17 protein-coding genes are annotated in these 17237 nt (G+C 52.4%); 12 read left to right on the forward strand and 5 right to left on the reverse strand.

All coding sequences use genetic code 11. The features are described from left to right. Positions 1 to 122: 122 nt before the first annotated feature. The 10 genes from panB to APU11_RS12525 all read left to right on the forward strand — a co-directional run bounded on the left by panB (position 123) and on the right by APU11_RS12525 (position 9537). On the forward strand, positions 123 to 914 hold the full coding sequence (gene panB, locus APU11_RS12480) for a 3-methyl-2-oxobutanoate hydroxymethyltransferase (protein WP_013095628.1): 792 nt from the start codon (positions 123 to 125) through the stop codon (positions 912 to 914). Between the two features lie 11 nt (positions 915 to 925). Next, complete coding sequence (gene panC, locus APU11_RS12485) at positions 926 to 1777, forward strand: pantoate--beta-alanine ligase (RefSeq protein WP_013095627.1); 852 nt, start codon at positions 926 to 928, stop codon at positions 1775 to 1777. Positions 1778 to 1833: 56 nt separating this feature from the next. Continuing rightward, entirely contained in the window at positions 1834 to 2214 is a 381-nt protein-coding gene (gene panD, locus APU11_RS12490) for an aspartate 1-decarboxylase (protein WP_003856284.1), read from the forward strand. A 394-nt stretch (positions 2215 to 2608) separates the two neighbouring features. Further along, positions 2609 to 3196 carry a fimbrial protein gene (locus tag APU11_RS12495; RefSeq protein ID WP_013095626.1) on the forward strand — a complete coding sequence of 196 codons (588 nt, stop codon included), beginning with the start codon at positions 2609 to 2611 and terminating at the stop codon, positions 3194 to 3196. Positions 3197 to 3258: 62 nt separating this feature from the next. Then, positions 3259 to 3996 (forward strand): fimbrial chaperone, encoded by a 738-nt coding sequence (locus APU11_RS12500; protein WP_013095625.1) that lies wholly within the window; start codon positions 3259 to 3261, stop codon positions 3994 to 3996. A gap of 65 nt (positions 3997 to 4061) precedes the next feature. Continuing rightward, positions 4062 to 6641 (forward strand): outer membrane usher protein, encoded by a 2580-nt coding sequence (locus APU11_RS12505; RefSeq protein ID WP_058650412.1) that lies wholly within the window; start codon positions 4062 to 4064, stop codon positions 6639 to 6641. A gap of 13 nt (positions 6642 to 6654) precedes the next feature. Continuing rightward, on the forward strand, positions 6655 to 7233 hold the full coding sequence (locus APU11_RS12510) for a fimbrial protein (protein WP_058650413.1): 579 nt from the start codon (positions 6655 to 6657) through the stop codon (positions 7231 to 7233). A 24-nt stretch (positions 7234 to 7257) separates the two neighbouring features. Beyond that, on the forward strand, positions 7258 to 7800 hold the full coding sequence (locus APU11_RS12515; RefSeq protein ID WP_058650414.1) for a fimbrial protein: 543 nt from the start codon (positions 7258 to 7260) through the stop codon (positions 7798 to 7800). A 29-nt stretch (positions 7801 to 7829) separates the two neighbouring features. Then, positions 7830 to 8435 carry a fimbrial-like protein gene (locus APU11_RS12520; RefSeq protein WP_072200412.1) on the forward strand — a complete coding sequence of 202 codons (606 nt, stop codon included), beginning with the start codon at positions 7830 to 7832 and terminating at the stop codon, positions 8433 to 8435. A 25-nt stretch (positions 8436 to 8460) separates the two neighbouring features. Then, positions 8461 to 9537, forward strand: a complete 1077-nt coding sequence (locus tag APU11_RS12525; RefSeq protein ID WP_058650416.1) for a fimbrial protein StkG — start codon at positions 8461 to 8463, stop codon at positions 9535 to 9537. Between the two features lies 1 nt (position 9538). Here APU11_RS12525 and APU11_RS12530 read toward each other — a convergent pair whose 3' ends face one another. From APU11_RS12530 to APU11_RS12545, 4 genes are all read right to left on the reverse strand, one after another. Next, positions 9539 to 10786, reverse strand: coding sequence for a polysaccharide deacetylase family protein (locus APU11_RS12530; RefSeq protein ID WP_029883642.1), 1248 nt, complete (start codon positions 10784 to 10786; stop codon positions 9539 to 9541). Positions 10787 to 10849: 63 nt separating this feature from the next. Next, positions 10850 to 11290, reverse strand: coding sequence for a PTS sugar transporter subunit IIA (locus tag APU11_RS12535; RefSeq protein ID WP_058650417.1), 441 nt, complete (start codon positions 11288 to 11290; stop codon positions 10850 to 10852). 104 nt (positions 11291 to 11394) lie between these two features. Further along, the gene (locus APU11_RS12540) at positions 11395 to 12165 is read right to left on the reverse strand and encodes an ABC transporter permease (protein ID WP_013095617.1); all 771 of its coding nucleotides are present in this window, start codon (positions 12163 to 12165) and stop codon (positions 11395 to 11397) included. Further along, on the reverse strand, positions 12162 to 13088 hold the full coding sequence (locus tag APU11_RS12545) for an ABC transporter ATP-binding protein (protein ID WP_013095616.1): 927 nt from the start codon (positions 13086 to 13088) through the stop codon (positions 12162 to 12164). The genes APU11_RS12540 and APU11_RS12545 overlap by 4 nt, the downstream gene beginning before the upstream one ends. Before the next feature lie 107 nt (positions 13089 to 13195). Here APU11_RS12545 and can point away from each other — a divergent pair, with 107 nt between their 5' ends. Continuing rightward, positions 13196 to 13858 (forward strand): carbonate dehydratase, encoded by a 663-nt coding sequence (can, locus tag APU11_RS12550; RefSeq protein ID WP_013095615.1) that lies wholly within the window; start codon positions 13196 to 13198, stop codon positions 13856 to 13858. Between the two features lie 60 nt (positions 13859 to 13918). Here can and hpt read toward each other — a convergent pair whose 3' ends face one another. Next, complete coding sequence (hpt, locus tag APU11_RS12555) at positions 13919 to 14455, reverse strand: hypoxanthine phosphoribosyltransferase (RefSeq protein WP_013095614.1); 537 nt, start codon at positions 14453 to 14455, stop codon at positions 13919 to 13921. A gap of 208 nt (positions 14456 to 14663) precedes the next feature. Between hpt and APU11_RS12560 the strand changes: the two genes are divergently transcribed. Next, on the forward strand, positions 14664 to 17054 hold the full coding sequence (locus tag APU11_RS12560) for a pyrroloquinoline quinone-dependent dehydrogenase (protein WP_058650420.1): 2391 nt from the start codon (positions 14664 to 14666) through the stop codon (positions 17052 to 17054). The last annotated feature ends 183 nt before the right edge of the window (positions 17055 to 17237 follow it).

A 17237-nucleotide genomic window follows, 5' to 3' on the forward strand; every position in this document is an offset into this window, starting at 1 on the left:
GCCTGTGCCCCCGTGCATTAGCCACAAAATAATTGTGGCTAATAGACGACCTAAAATCATTGTTCCCTCGAATGTTACTGTTAGAATGCGCAAAGATTCGCTTTGGGTTATCAGGAAACAGTATGAAACCAACCACCATCTCCTTACTGCAGAAATGCAAACAGGAAAAGAGACGCTTCGCCACCATCACCGCATATGACTACAGCTTCGCCAAACTGTTTGCCGAAGAGGGGATCAACGTCATGCTGGTCGGGGACTCGTTAGGGATGACGGTACAAGGACATGACTCTACCCTGCCGGTCACGGTCGAGGATATTGCTTACCACACCCGAGCCGTGCGCCGTGGTGCACCTGCCTGCCTTCTGCTTTCCGACCTGCCGTTTATGGCTTACGCCACGCCGGAGCAGGCTTTCGACAATGCGGCGGCCGTGATGCGCGCAGGTGCTAATATGGTCAAAATCGAAGGCGGCGCCTGGCTGGTGGAGACGGTAAGAATGCTCACCGAACGCGCCGTGCCGGTGTGCGGACATTTGGGCCTTACGCCACAATCCGTCAATATCTTTGGCGGTTACAAGGTGCAGGGCCGCGGTGATGCCGCGCAGGCGCTGTTTGACGATGCCCTCGCGCTGGAAGCGGCGGGCGCACAGCTGCTGGTGCTGGAATGTGTACCGGTTGAGCTGGCAAAACGCATCACCGACGCGCTGTCTATTCCGGTCATCGGGATTGGGGCTGGCAACGTGACCGACGGTCAGATTCTGGTGATGCACGACGCCTTTGGCATCACCGGCGGCCATATCCCGAAATTCGCCAAAAATTTCCTTACTGAAGCGGGCGACATGCGCGCCGCGGTCAGGCAGTATATTGCCGACGTCGAATCCGGTGTTTACCCGGGTGAAGAACACAGTTTCCATTAAGGAGTCTCGTTGTGCTAATCATTGAAACCCTGCCGCTGCTTCGCCAGCATATTCGCCGTGCACGACAGGAAGGTAAACGTATCGCACTGGTCCCGACCATGGGTAACCTGCATGACGGCCATATGAAACTGGTCGACGAAGCGAAAGCCCGTGCAGATATCGTGGTGGTCAGTATCTTCGTTAATCCGATGCAGTTTGACCGCGCGGACGACCTGGCGCGCTACCCTCGTACGCTGCAGGAAGATTGCGAGAAGCTGAAAAAGCGCCATGCGGACTTCGTCTTTGCGCCGGCACCTGCAGATGTCTACCCTCAGGGTACGGAAGAGTCCACGTACGTTGATGTCCCGGGCATTTCGACCATGCTCGAAGGGGCCAGCCGTCCAGGCCACTTCCGCGGCGTGTCCACCATCGTCAGCAAGCTGTTCAATCTGGTGCAGCCGGACGTTGCCTGCTTTGGTGAGAAAGATTTCCAGCAGCTGGCGCTGATCCGTAAGATGGTTGCCGACATGGGTTATGATATCGAGATCGTGGGCGTGCCGATTGTACGTGCCAAAGACGGTCTGGCGCTCAGCTCCCGTAACGGCTATCTGACCGCTGACCAGCGTAAGATTGCCCCAGGATTAAGCAAAGTCATGAATACCATGGCAGAGCAACTGTCGGCGAAAGAGTTGACCGCTGAAGAGATCGTGGCCCTGGCTGAACAAGCGCTGAACGATAAAGGCTTCCGCGCTGACGATATTCAAATCCGTGATGCTGACACGCTGCTTGAGTTAACCGACGCCAGCAAGCGCGCGGTTATTCTGGTGGCTGCATGGCTCGGCCAGGCGCGCCTTATCGACAACAAAGTGGTTGAACTGGCATAACCTTCTTACCCTCCCCTCTTACAGGAGGGGTTAACGCATGATTAAAGGTACACGTAATGATTCGCAAAATGCTGCAAGGTAAGCTTCACCGTGTGAAAGTCACGCAGGCCGACCTGCACTATGAAGGCTCCTGCGCGATCGATCAGGATTTTCTCGACGCGGCGGGTATTCTTGAAAACGAAGCGATTGACATCTGGAACGTGAACAACGGCAAACGCTTCTCCACCTACGCGATTGCCGCAGAGCGCGGGTCTAAGATCATCTCCGTTAACGGTGCCGCCGCGCACTGTGCAGACGTAGGGGATATTGTGATCATCGCGAGCTTCGTCATGATGTCCGACGAAGAGGCGCGCCGCTGGCAGCCTAAAGTCGCCTATTTTGAAGGCGACAACGAGATGAAACGCACCGCGAAGGCGATTCCGGTGCAGGTTGCCTGATGCCGCCAGGAGCGGAGCCTTCAGGTTCCGCTCCTCAAAGGTAAAGAAAACATCCTTTTTTTGTATACATAGCCTCTCCTCTATTTATTTCCCCTATTTTCTCCTCTCTCAGCGTTTCTCTTGGTTTAAAAAAACATTATTCTGAATGATATAATTAAAGGAATGATCTTTGTCATTTATAATCTAAACAATCCAATATAATTTGGCTGCAATAAAAATCGTCTCTCTCCGTTCATTCAAAACAAATTTAAAGATCATTTTCAATAACTTATCAAACATTCAATTTTTCTAATAATGGCTTTTAGCAATTTTAAATACCCAACCCATTCATAGATCCCTATCATCATTTTGCTTAAATTAAATCTGTACAATGTTTTTAAATGGAATTTAAATTATGTTAAAAAAAACGTTATTAGCTTCAGCTGTAACTTTGTTTGCAATGGGTTCTTTTTCAGCAATAGCAGACACCGATATCGGTTTAATCACCTTTGACGGTGCGGTAACAGACACAACGTGTAATATTTCCACCGCCAATGGCGAATCACAAAATAATATTACTATTACCTTACCGGTTGTTAAAAAATCTGATGTTGAATCAACCACCGTCGATACCGGTGTCGGCTCTAAGAATTTTGAACTGCTGCTCACCAACTGCCCAGGAACATTAAAGACTGCTTCAGCAAGCTTTATGTCAAAAAATATGGGTGCCATTGCAAACGGTACTATTGAACCTGACGCCAACGTAGCAGGCTCAGCAACCAACGTTGCACTTGCCTTGTATAATAATGCCCCTACCGAATCTTCTCGTATTATGGTCGGCCAGCCTGCTAATAATACGCAGAAAGCCAATCTCACCGCCGGTTCCGGCAAGCTGTTCTACCGCGTTGCATACGTTCCGGGCTCCAACTGGGTGAAAGATACGAACCCAGTGCAGTCAGGTAAAGTCAGCGCCAACGCGTACTTCACCATGAGCTACGAATAATTTTATCCCTCCCGTTAATGTGCCCTGTTGGGCACATTTTTGCCTATTTATTGAGAGTTTACATGTACGTACTGAATATTAAGAGCGGACTAAAAGCCCTGCTGCTGGCCTCGATGAGCGTGTTTGCTCTTAACGCCAGTGCAGATATTGTGATTTCCGGCACCCGTGTCATTTATCCTGAATCGGCAAAAGACGTAACGGTGTCAATGGATAACCGTGGCACCCGGCCTCTGCTGGTACAGACCTGGCTCGATGATGGAAGAGATACCACTAACCCTCAGGAGCTGAAACTGCCTTTTATTGTGACGCCGCCTGTTTCGCGTGTTGAACCGCAAAAAGGGCAAACCGTCAGAATCACCTGGCTGGGTCAGGCATTGCCAAAAGATAAAGAGTCGCTGTTCTGGTTTAACGTTCTGGAAGTTCCGCCGAAGGCTAAGGAGAGCGATAACCAAAGTATGCTTCAGCTTGCTTTCCGCACCCGTATTAAACTCTTTTTCCGTCCCACTGGGTTAAAAGGGGAACCGACAGACGCGGCCAAAAATCTTAAGTGGTCCCAAACCCGACAAGGGCAAAAAATCGTTTTAAGTGCGAAAAATGACTCGCCTTATTATGTGTCGCTGGCAAGTGCGGCGCTTATTTCAGGCGGTAAAAGTTACGAGATCGAAACGCATTATATTGAACCGTTCTCAAGCCAGACGATGAATGTGAAAAATTACACCTCATCCGGAAATAGCAAAATAACCTGGCAAGCCATTAATGATTTCGGTGGAATTGATAAGTATGAGTCTATACCGCATTGATTCCCTGTCAGCTTCAGAACATTCACAAAAAGTATAATTAGCGTTGCCCTGGGACAGAGTTCATCATGCACTTTAGACGTTCGCTACTATGTTTATCGATAAGTGCGGTATTGCCGTTATGTGCATTTGCTGCTGAAAATAATAACGAAGAAGACGTGCAGTTTAACGAGCAGTTTCTTTATAACACTGGCGCATCCATTGATATCAGTCGTTTTTCAAAAGGCAACCCTGTTATTGCCGGAACCTATAAGGTGAAGATGATCGTTAACGGGAAACCTTCCGTTACCACGGATCTTCTGTTTAAGGAGAATGGCACACCGCGCGCCACTCCCTGCATCACCCCGAAACTACTCACGCAGGCAAATGTCACCACCGAGCAACTGAAACACCCTGAGGAGGATTCTGCTGACACCTGTGTCTCTATGCCAGACGCCTATCCCGGCTCGCGTGTGGCTTACGATCCCTCCACACAGGAGTTAGACCTTTCCATTCCTCAGGCTTTCGTCATTCAGCGTCCTGCGGGATTTGTCGATCCTTCACTGTGGGAAGACGGGATCCCGGTGGCCATGCTCTCATGGGATCTTAACGGCTGGCACGCAGACATGCCGGATTCCAGCACTGATACGGCCTATGCTGGTCTGCGCTATGGGGCAAACCTTGGGCCATGGCGACTCCGGGCGCGAGGCAACCTGAACTGGGATCAGGATTCCGGTACCCATTACGCCAGCCAGGATATCTATCTTCAGCGTGATATCACGCCGCTGAAAGCGCAGTTTATCGCCGGCGATTCCTATACCCGTGGCGACGCCTTCGATTCCATTAGCCTGCGCGGGGCGCGTTTATATAACGATGACCGTATGCTTCCGAATGGTATATCGACCTATGCGCCGGTGATCCGAGGGGTTGCAAACAGCAACGCCAAAGTCACGATCGCCCAAAGCGGCAATACGATTTACGAAACCTCCGTCCCCCCAGGACCGTTTGAAATCACCGATCTCAGTACAACAGGTTACGGTAGCGATCTCATTGTCACGGTAGAAGAAACGGATGGGAGCAAACGTTCCTTCTCAGTCGCCTATTCTTCCGTCGCACAAATGCTTCGTCCTGGCTACTCCCGATGGGATGTCGGCGTGGGTGAACTGCGTGACGACAGCCTGCGTGACAAACCAAAGGTGGGATATGCAACGGGCTACTATGGCTTAACCAATACCTTCACGGGGTATGCGGGCCTGGAATATACCGATAGCGATTTCTACGCCGCATTGTTGGGTATTGCCATGAATACCGGAGTCGGCGCATTCGCTCTTGATGTCACGCATTCGGATGCCCGGATAGACGGCTTACGACATCTCACGGGCGAAAGTTATCGCGTCTCCTACAGCAAACTTATGGAAGCCACGAATACCTCTTTCAACGTCGCCGCCTACCGGTTTTCGACGTCTGACTATCTCAGCCTGAACGATGCGGCCTCGTTGACCAATGAGATCAAATACCGTGACAGGGAGCGTAACCCGGAACGTAACAACAGCGACGTGTATCAGACCTTCCAGCGCATGAAAAACCAGATCCAGGTGAATATCAGCCAACCGCTGAATATTGCCGATCTTGATTTGGGATCGCTGTATGTCAACTCAACCTGGCAGGACTACTGGAATGAAAGCAGTTCGTCGGCGCAATACTCGGTTGGCCACAGTCATTCGTTAAGCTGGGGAAGTTATAGCCTCACCGTGCAGCGCACCTACAATGAGTTTGGGGAAAAAGATGACAGCGTCTATCTGAACCTCACGATTCCATTCGACACGCTGATGGGTAACAGCAAGCGAGCGGGTGGCTTCTCCTCACTCACGACGGGCATCGGCAGCGATTTAAAAGGCGGCAGTAGCTTTAACGCCAGCGCCAATGGCAACACCGAAGATAACCGCTTCAGTTACAGCATTACCGAAAGCACCACGCGTTACGACGATACGTTAAATCAGTTAAGCGGGTACGGCAGTTACAACGGCCCGCATGGACCGCTAAGCCTTTCCGTCTCCGCCTCAGATGACGGTACACGACAATATTCTGCCAGCTATAGCGGCGGAATGGTTCTGCACTCCGGTGGCGTAACACTCGCCCCTGGCAGCATCAGCGAAAGCGATACGCTTGCCTTAATTAAAGCTGAGGGGGCAGAAGGCGCCCGCGTCTCTATCGGTAACGGTGAAATCGGCGCCTCAGGCTATGCCCTTATACCCTATCTGTCCGCCTACCGTGAAAACAGCGTTGGTCTTGATATCAGCGAAATGCACTCTGACGTGGAAGTGAAAAATACCCGCTCCACCACCGTTCCCCGTAGCGGTGCCGTTGTGCTGGTTAACTTTGAAACCGATCAGGGGCGCTCAGTGTTAATGGAACTGATGCGTGACGATGGCGGGTTTATCCCGTTAGGCGCCGATGTGCAAACCGACCAGGGCGTATCCGTGGGTAGCGTGGGTCAGGCCGGGCAGGCCTGGATCCGCGGAATTGAAGATAAAGGGACGTTAAACATCGTCTGGGGAAATGAGCCCGGCACATCCTGTACCGTCTCCTACCACATCCCACCGGATGCGAAAAAGATTGGACCGACAACGCTGCTGACGGGCCAGACCTGCCGCGTCACAGCCTTATAAAGGGAGTTAAAACATGCTTTTTAGAGCCTGGAAAAAAACAGGGTTAGTTATTTTAAGCACGGGGCTAATGGCGCTGTCGCTGGAAACACACGCCGATAATCTCGATATTACCTTTACCGCAAATATCCGTGACACCACCTGCGATATGAAAATCGAAGGTGGCAGCGGTGATGGCGCCAGCAACGTTATCCCCATTGGGACTAACGGCAAGGTGCGCCTGGATTACATCATCCTGAAAAATGCCAAAGCCACGACCAACTTTAAACTCAAAATGGTCTCATGCCCGCCGAGTCTGGCATCGCTGAAAACCACCATCAGCGGTAGCGCCAGCCCGCTGACGACGGCACTTAAGAACTCACTTTACGGCGACGGCAGTGCGGAAAATATTGGCGTGGCGATTTCCCGTACCGCCACCCCGAATGCCCCTTTTGTCATTAATTCATCCACCGATACACAGCGCCTCGTCTGGACGAGCGGAGAGATAAGTGCTGGCGAGGTACCACTTCTGGCGACGCTGGTGGAAACCGCAAACGGCCAGGGCACGACCGGCAATTTTAGCGGTATCGCTACGTTTAATTTCACCTATGAATAACTGGCAGCAATGCGGAGCGTTGATATGAAAATGAAAATGACATTACTGGTGCTTGCAATGACTGCCACCCTGCCTTCCGTTGCGTTAAGTGCGATTACGGGGACGACGAGCGTGCAGGCAACGTTTACATCCACCATTGAGGCCGGGACCTGTAACGCGGAGATTCAAAACGCCAGCGGAGCCCCGATTGACATTTTGCCGTTTGGCGATGTGTTTAAGTCTGACCTGGTGAGCCAGAGCCGACGAGAAACCTTCAAAATTGCCTTCACGAACTGTGCCGGGGTAAAAAACGCCGCCATTCAGGCCATGCCGGGTGCAGGCGGGTCGTGTACCGGTAACGCATATGCAGCCGGGCATAACGTCGGTTTTGAAATCTGGAAAGGCTCTGTCGACTCAGGCTCCATATTGAACTGCGCCACTGTCCCGACGTCTGTCATCAACCTGTCTAACGGGACGGGAAATTTTGAAATGGATGCGCGCATCGTCATTGCAAATGGTAAAACGATTTCGGACGTGACGACAGGTTCGGTCAATGCGCCCGTGACGTTTACTGTGACCTATCAATAATGTTTATTCAGACAGGTAGCTTAAACAGGATGTTCCAGTCCCGCTTAATCTTAAGAAATGCGATGTCATGGCTGGCCCTCTGCCTGGGGTTTCCCGCAGCGGGTTTTGCCTCCAGCCTGGAAATGGATATGACGGCAAATATTATCAACAATACGTGCCAGGTCAGTATTCCAGAAAGTGGAAGCGTAACGCTGCCAACGGTGGGAAAAACGTGGTTTTATACCGCGGAGGGCACCGATCGACTTCAACCAGCAGACCCCGCGGGAGGAACACGCTTTATGATTGAGGTTGTGGACTGCAGCGGGGATGAATCGGGAGCCGGGCAAGCGCTGCACTTTACCTTTAAACCGCAGTCTGCCCAAATTGATGGGATTTCAAAACAGATATTAAGTAATGAAACATCCGCCCTTGCTGGCGGCGCTGAAAACGTGGGGATTGTTATTTTTTCTGAATCCAATAATCAAAACGTCCTCGACAGCGAGGGGCAGTCTGATGTGGAGGTCAAAATAGCGACCCCATCAGACCAACAAAGCTATTTGAAAGCGTATAACTTTTACGCCCGCTACCAAAATTACGGCCCGGTCAGCGCAGGAAAAGTGACCGCGCGCGCATTAGTCAGCGTGACATATCGCTAACAGGCAACGCTAAAAAGGAACAATTATGGCACAGCGTCCTGGGATAACCGTGTCCCCACGTTTTAACGGTTTTATCATTTTATTTATGCTTTTAACCATGAGCGCCTTTTACGCCCATGCAGATTTTGAATGTAAATTTCGATTTGGCGACACGCAGTCCATCGGCGACTACAATGGCGCAAAGCCGACCCTGCAAATCGTGGATAATGTCGCTGTTCCTACAAAAATCAGCTCGCTATATCGCCTGGATCTGAGCCCCGGATTAAATAGTAAATGCACGTTAGGAAAACATGGCGAAAACATTTTCACCCTGGCAGACGCCAGTCTGTTAGTCGGCAGTATTGATGGGAAAGCTTTATTCAAAACCAATGTAACCGGAATAGCCTATGCTCTGGCTTTTGGCACAGTAGACAATACTGCCACGGCCTATTTCGCTCCCAGTACGAGCTGGTTTCTTGCATTACACATGAATGACCAGGATGAGCTGCTGGATAATCGCGCCTGGCGGGCCATGGTCGAATTTTACCAACTTCCCACGTTTGCCGGTATTCCTGCTAACGTAGTATCTATTGGCCCGGTTGGTGGAACAATTGGAAAAATTACCATTGGAGACCCGGTGGGAACCGATCCAGACGATCATCCCAAACCGACCATTACCATAGCCAATATGGCCTTCATTACACCAATAGAAAAACCCACCTGCACGCTCACGGCTCCCAAAACCGTAGACCTGGGGGACTATGGTGTATCCGATATCGAGAACGATAAAACCATAAACGCCGATTTTGGGGTGACAGGGAATTGCACCAACACCCGTAAAGTCACCGTGAAGTTGACCACCAGTAAAACAACCGGGACTGATGGCTCATTACTCGCCAACACCGCATCGTCGAACGCGGCAAAAGGCGTGGGCGTGTTACTGTTGTGGCCGAACAACAGGCAGATAGTGCCTAATTCAACTAGCAGCTTTACCGCACAAGAGAACACTACCCTTGCCCTATTCAGCTGGTTACTTACGGCCCGGTTAGTTAAGTCTGGTACAGAAAAAGTCACCTCAGGCACGTTCAGCGCCATCGGCACCCTGCAGTTCACCTACGAGTAGCTTAGCCCTGCGGCTGGTTGCTGATCAGCCGCGACATGGTCTCCAGCGAATCCGTTCTTAAGATGTACAGGCGTTTCAGTAAGAACGGATTATCCCCCGGCTTAACCTTCCCTTTTACCGTTGTCACTGCGAGGTGAAAACCGGCGTCATTCGCGGCTTTTATGGCTTTATTGTCATAGCCACCAAACGGATAAGAGAGATACAGCACGCGCGGGTTAAACTGCGCCAGCGCCCGGCGCGAGCGTTCGAAATCAAACAAAATCACGTGGTAGCTGCGGCTCAGTAGAATCGGATGCTTGTTACCATCCACGCGGTGCAGGAAGTGCGTGTGGGACTGAATGTCAAACACGTCCTGGATGCCCTTCAGCTCCTGAACGCTCATAAACTGCAGTGATTTCGGATCCCACTTCTGCGGATGTCGCTTAATGCGGGATGAGATGATAAACGCCGTGGCGTTAAACCCGTACTCTTTCAGAATCGGGTAAGCATAGCGGCTTACGGACTTTAGCCCGTCATCAAACGTAATCACTACCGATTTGGCCGGCAGGTTCAGTTTGTTACGTACATACCCTTCCAGCTGATACATTGTCAGGGTGGTATACCCCTGGTCACGCAGCCAGGCCATCTGGTTATTGAACGCGCGCACGCTGGTGGTGGTAGAGGTATGCCGGAAGCGCGTGTTCTCTTCATCACGCAGAATATGATGGTAGGTCAGCACCGGGAGGCCATTATCTTCCTGCGCGTCCAGGCTGCTGATCCATGCCAGGCGATTACCGATACGGATCTGGTACCACGTCTGGTTTAAGCGGTCTTTGAGTTTGCTTAAAACCGGATACCGAAGATTGGCGCTCAGCGTACCGAATGGCGCACTGCCGCTGGACGGCGCGTTGTAGACCGGTGTGTCTTTCCAGGTGATCAGGTTTTGATTACTGAGCGGCTTATTAAGATCGCCAAGGCTGTCCTCAACGCGCTGCTTTCCCTGCACCTGCTCCAGATGGCCTTTATCGATAAATCCAGTCCCGAAGCCGAAGCGAAACTCGTAATAATCCGCAGCGGTAGGCACAACGGCAAGGATCTGTCCGGCCCTGACATGGCCGACGTTAACGACCTCGTTTCCCACCTGCGCCCAGATAGCCGCATCTTCAGTGGTTTGCATGTACTGGGCTGGAAGACCTTGCTGACTTAATAAACTGGCTGATGCCCCGCCAGAGAGAACCAGCAGGCACAGGAACAAAATACGCGTGAACATGTCTGTGATATCGGTACGAATAAACTGGTGCCATTGTAACAAATGCACCATCAATACCAATGTTTAATTCTTATACAGGTCGTGAAGAAGAACGAAGGGGGGATTTTTCTGCTGCTGATGCCACAAGCTGCTGACGCCCGGCTCACCCTGCGCCACGATGGCATCGCGAAACTCTGCGCTGCTTAATAATTCACGCCGTGGATACATTAACTCAAGCAGGGGAAGATCAATACCGGAGATCACTTCGCAGCAGTCGTGTTTGTGGCTCAACAGAGCAGCCGCGCGATACGGCGCAGCGCCAGATTTATCGGTGAGAAAGATAACGCCTTCGCCAGTGTCGGTTTCATGCAGGGCATCGCACATCATCCGGCTCAGCATATTGGTGCTCAGACCTTGCCAGTAATTCACCGCACGACACTGCGCCAGTGGACCAAACCTGGCTTCAAGCTTTATCAACATCTCCTGCGCCTGTTCATCGTGGCAGATAATGACCCATCCCAGCATAACTCTCTCCTTAGCAGGCGAGTAGTTTAGCGAAGTGAAGATTAGCTTACGGTGATAACAGTCAAAGAAAAGGCCCGGCAACCAGAAAGTCACCGGGCGGAAGGTTAGCTGCGCAGTCCGCGTCCGCGCTGGATTAAGTACCAGCACAGCAGGTAGAAGGCGACGATAAACACCACCAGCACCGCAACGGTAGTGAACAGCGGTACGTCAGTAATGCCGAGGAAGCCGAAGCGGAAACCGCTGATCATGTAGACAATCGGGTTCAGGTGCGACAACGCCTGCCAGAACGGCGGCAGCAGCGTCAGGGAATAAAACACCCCACCCAGATAGGTCAGCGGCGTCAGCACAAAGGTCGGGATCAGGCTGATATCGTCAAACGTTTTGGCAAACACCGCGTTCAGCAGACCGGCAAGCGAAAACAGGATCGCCGTCAACAGCAGCGTCAGCCCCACGAACAGCCAGGAGTGCACCTGGAACGGCACGAAGAACAAGGAGATAGCCGTCACCAGGATCCCGACGCACAGGCCGCGCGCTACACCACCGCCGACGTAACCCGCGATGATCACATGCGTTGGCACCGGTGCCACCAGCAGCTCCTCAATGTTGCGCTGGAACTTAGCGCTAAAGAAAGACGAAGCCACGTTGGCATAGGCGTTGGTGATCACCGCCATCATGATCAAACCCGGAACGATAAACTGCATATAGGTAAAGCCATGCATCTCACCAATGCGGGAACCAATCAGATTACCGAAGATGATGAAATAGAGCGTCATGGTGATCACCGGCGGCACCAGGGTTTGTACCCAGATGCGCATAAAGCGGTTAATCTCTTTCGCCCAGATGCTTTTCAGCGCGACCCAATAAAGATGCGTCATGCCTTGTCTCCTTGTTTATCCTGCACCAGAGAGACAAACAGCTCTTCCAGTCGGTTCGCTTTGTTACGCATACTTAAAACCTGAATGCCCTGAGCACTCAGCTGGGAGAAGACGCTGTTAATGCCCTGCTCCCGCAATACTTCCACCTCCAGCGTGGAGGTGTCGACCAGGCGATACTGGTACCCTTCAAGCTTCGGCAGCGCGCTTTTTGCCGCCAGATCCAGAATGAACGTTTCTGATTTGAGCTTCGAGAGCAGATCCTTCATTGAGGTGTTTTCCACCAGCTCCCCGTTCTGAATGATGCCGATGTTGCGGCACAGCATTTCCGCTTCTTCAAGGTAGTGCGTCGTCAAAATAATGGTGGTGCCTTTGTCGTTGAGATCTTTTAGGAACCCCCACATTGAGCGACGAAGCTCAATATCTACCCCGGCGGTGGGCTCGTCGAGGATCAACAGTTTTGGCTCATGCATCAGCGCACGGGCAATCATCAGACGCCGCTTCATGCCGCCAGACAACATACGCGCACGTTCGTTACGTTTTTCCCATAGATCAAGCTGCTTCAGGTACTTTTCGCTGCGAGCTAACGCTTCTTTTCGCTCAACGCCGTAGTAGCCCGCCTGGTTAACGACGATCTGCTGCACCGTCTCAAACGGGTTGAAGTTGAACTCCTGCGGTACCAGACCGAGCTGACGTTTGGCGTTGACTACATCTTTTTGCAGATCGTAGCCAAACACGCAGACCCGGCCAGAGGTCTTATTGACCAGCGAGCTGATAATGCCGATGGTCGTCGATTTCCCCGCGCCATTCGGCCCCAGAAGCGCATAGAAATCCCCCGCTTCTACTTTGAGATCTATCCCGCGTAGCGCCTGAACGCCGCCCGGATAGGTTTTTTTAAGCTGCTCAAGCTCCAGTGCAATCGCCATGAATTAAACTTACCTTAGGTTCTGACACACGTTGTGTGGTTTCATTAAAAGTCGGGTTACCCTATAGTAGCGCAACGCAATCACTTGGTTACAGGTCGCTAACCTCCATGAACAACATAGATACACTCATCAGCAACAATGCACTATGGTCAAAAATGCTGGTGGAGGAAGACCCCGGTTTTTTTGGAAAGCTCGCGCAAGCGCAGAATCCACGCTTTCTCTGGATTGGATGTTCCGACAGCCGTGTTCCGGCTGAGCGACTGACGGGCCTTGAGCCCGGCGAACTGTTTGTTCACCGTAACGTTGCCAACCTGGTGATTCATACCGATCTCAACTGCCTGTCTGTCGTTCAGTACGCCGTAGACGTCCTGGAGGTCGAGCACATCATTATTTGCGGTCACTACGGCTGCGGCGGTGTGCAGGCCGCTGTGGAAAACCCGGAACTGGGGCTCATCGATAACTGGCTGCTGCACATCCGCGATATCTGGTTCAAACATAGCTCACTGCTGGGTGAAATGCCGCAGGAGCGCCGGATGGACACGCTGTGTGAACTGAACGTAATGGAGCAGGTGTATAACCTGGGTCATTCAACGATCATGCAGTCAGCATGGAAGCGCGGTCAGAAGGTCTCTATCCACGGCTGGGCGTACGGCATTCACGACGGCCTGCTGCGCAATCTGGAAGTGACCGCCACCAACCGCGAAACGCTGGAGCAGCGTTACCGTTCGGGCATTGCCAACCTCAAGCTTAAGCATGTGAACCATAAATAAAGCGGGGATTTTCGCCCTCTCCCTGTGGGAGAGGGACGGGATGAGGGCATCAGGCCGCAACTACTCGTCCAGCAATACCACTTTCCCAACATACGGCAGATGGCGATAACGCTGCGCGTAGTCAATACCGTAACCGACGACGAACTCGTCCGGAATAGAGAAACCAACAAACTCCACCGGTACCTGCACTTCACGGCGGTCTGGTTTATCCAGCAGAGTACAGATGGCCAGGGATTTCGGCTCACGCAGGCTCAGGATCTCGCGCACTTTAGAAAGCGTGTTACCGGAGTCGATGATGTCTTCGACGATCAACACATCTTTGCCACGAATATCTTCATCCAGATCTTTCAGGATTTTCACATCACGGGTTGTGGACATGCCGCTGCCATAGCTGGAGGCGGTCATAAAATCGACCTCATGTGACACCTGCACTTCACGGCACAGGTCTGCCATGAACATGAAAGAGCCACGCAACAGACCAACCAGCACCATTTCGCTGCCGCTGTCCTTGTAATGTTCGGTGATTTGACGACCCAGTTCGGCGATACGCGCTTTGATCTCGGCTTCCGGGATCATCACTTCAACAGTATGTTTCATATTACTAACCATATGATTTTAATGAAAATCTCTCAATGCGGATGAATGTTATTCCGGCATCGATACGCAAGCCAGCCATTATATCAGCAAATGGCTAAGCCTGGCGTATGAGTTATAAAAAGCAAATATTGTGATTCCGATCACACTTGTTAATACCTATAATTAGTTGCTAGCAAATTATTAACAAAAACTGACGAGTACACTTTCTATGGCTGAAACAAACTCTAAACAGCCGCGTCTACTGGTGACACTAACAGCGTTATTCGCCGCCTTCTGCGGCCTGTACCTGTTAATCGGTGGCGTCTGGCTGGTCGCAATCGGCGGCTCCTGGTACTACCCCATTGCGGGCCTGGTTATGCTTGGCGTAACTGTTCTGCTCTGGCGTAGAAAACAATCCGCACTGTGGCTTTATGCGGCATTACTCCTCGCAACCATGATCTGGGGCGTCTGGGAAGTCGGGTTCGACTTCTGGGCACTGACGCCACGCAGCGACATTCTGGTCTTCTTCGGTATCTGGCTGATCCTGCCGTTCGTCTGGCGTCGCCTGATTGTACCTTCCAGCGGTGCCGTTGCGGCGCTGCTTGTCGCTCTGCTAATCAGTGGCGGTATCCTGACCTGGGCCGGCTTTAACGACCCGCAGGAGATCAACGGTACGCTGAATGCAGAATCCACCCCTGCGGCGGCTATCTCGCAGGTGGCTGACGGCGACTGGCCAGCGTATGGCCGTAACCAGGAAGGTCAGCGCTACTCCCCGCTGAAGCAGATCAACGCGGACAACGTGAAAAACCTGAAAGAAGCCTGGGTATTCCGTACCGGCGATCTGAAGATGCCAAACGATCCGGGTGAACTGACCAACGAAGTGACGCCAATTAAAGTGGGCAACATGCTTTATCTGTGTACGGCGCACCAGCGTCTGTTCGCGCTCGACGCGGCCACCGGTAAAGAGAAATGGCACTTCGAACCGCAGCTGAACTCCAACCCGTCGTTCCAGCACATCACCTGCCGCGGTGTCTCTTACCACGAAGCGCTTGCGGATAATGCCAGCCCGGACGTCATTGCCGACTGTCCTCGCCGCATTATGCTGCCGGTGAACGATGGCCGCCTGTTCGCGATTAACGCCGAAACCGGCAAGCTGTGCGAAACCTTCGCCAACAAAGGTATCCTGAACCTGCAGACCAACATGCCGGACACCACGCCGGGTCTGTATGAACCCACCTCACCGCCAATCATCACTGATAAAACCATCGTGATTGCTGGTTCGGTCACGGATAACTTCTCTACCCGCGAAACCTCTGGCGTTATCCGTGGTTTCGACGTGAATACCGGTAAACTGCTGTGGGCCTTCGATCCGGGCGCGAAAGATCCTAACGCGATCCCGTCTGATGAACACACCTTTACCTTCAACTCGCCAAACTCCTGGGCACCGGCTGCGTATGATGCGAAGCTGGATCTGGTCTACCTGCCAATGGGCGTGACCACGCCTGATATCTGGGGCGGTAACCGTACCCCTGAGCAGGAACGTTATGCCAGCTCCATTCTGGCGCTGAACGCGACCACCGGTAAACTGGCGTGGAGCTACCAGACCGTACACCACGATCTGTGGGATATGGATATGCCGTCCCAGCCAACGCTGGCGGACATTACCGTTAACGGCAAAACCGTTCCGGTGATTTATGCTCCGGCGAAAACCGGTAACATCTTCGTACTGGACCGCCGTAACGGCGAGCTGGTTGTGCCTGCACCGGAAAAACCGGTTCCTCAGGGTGCGGCAAAAGGCGATTACGTCACGAAAACGCAGCCGTTCTCCGAACTGAGCTTCCGTCCGAAGAAAGACCTCAGCGGCGCAGACATGTGGGGTGCCACCATGTTTGACCAGCTGGTGTGCCGCGTAATGTTCCATCAGCTGCGCTATGAAGGCATCTTTACCCCGCCTTCTGAGCAGGGCACGCTGGTCTTCCCGGGTAACCTTGGGATGTTCGAATGGGGCGGGATCTCCGTTGACCCTAACCGCCAGGTAGCGATCGCCAACCCGATGGCGCTGCCGTTTGTCTCTAAACTGATCCCACGTGGTCCGGGTAACCCGATGGAGCAGCCGAAAGACGCGAAAGGCAGCGGTACCGAAGCCGGTATTCAGCCGCAGTATGGCGTACCGTTTGGCGTGACCCTGAATCCGTTCCTGTCTCCGTTTGGTCTGCCGTGTAAACAGCCTGCCTGGGGATATATCTCCGGTCTGGATCTGAAAACCAACCAGATCGTGTGGAAAAAACGTATTGGTACCCCGCAGGACAGCATGCCGTTCCCGATGCCGGTTCCGGTGCCGTTCAACATGGGTATGCCAATGCTGGGTGGCCCAATTTCCACCGCCGGTAACGTGCTGTTCATCGCGGCAACCGCAGATAACTACCTGCGCGCGTACAACATGACCAACGGTGAGAAACTGTGGCAAGGCCGTCTGCCAGCCGGTGGGCAGGCAACGCCGATGACCTATGAAGTGAATGGCAAGCAGTACGTTGTCATCTCTGCGGGTGGTCACGGTTCGTTTGGCACGAAGATGGGCGACTATATTGTCGCGTATGCGTTGCCGGATGACGCAAAATAAATGCAAAACGGCAACCTCGGTTGCCGTTTTTTATGTTTGTTCCCTCTCCCACCGGGCTGAGGGTTCCCCAGAAAAATGAAAAGCACGATGAAGTGTGATCTACTGGTTGCGCTAACAAATCAGAAGAGACCTCATCGTGCCTTTACAGACAGTCTGCCAGAAATTTTTCTCCGCGTCTTTACC

The sequence above is a fragment of the Enterobacter sp. 50793107 genome, assembly GCF_001463365.1.
Taxonomy (GTDB): domain Bacteria; phylum Pseudomonadota; class Gammaproteobacteria; order Enterobacterales; family Enterobacteriaceae; genus Enterobacter; species Enterobacter cloacae.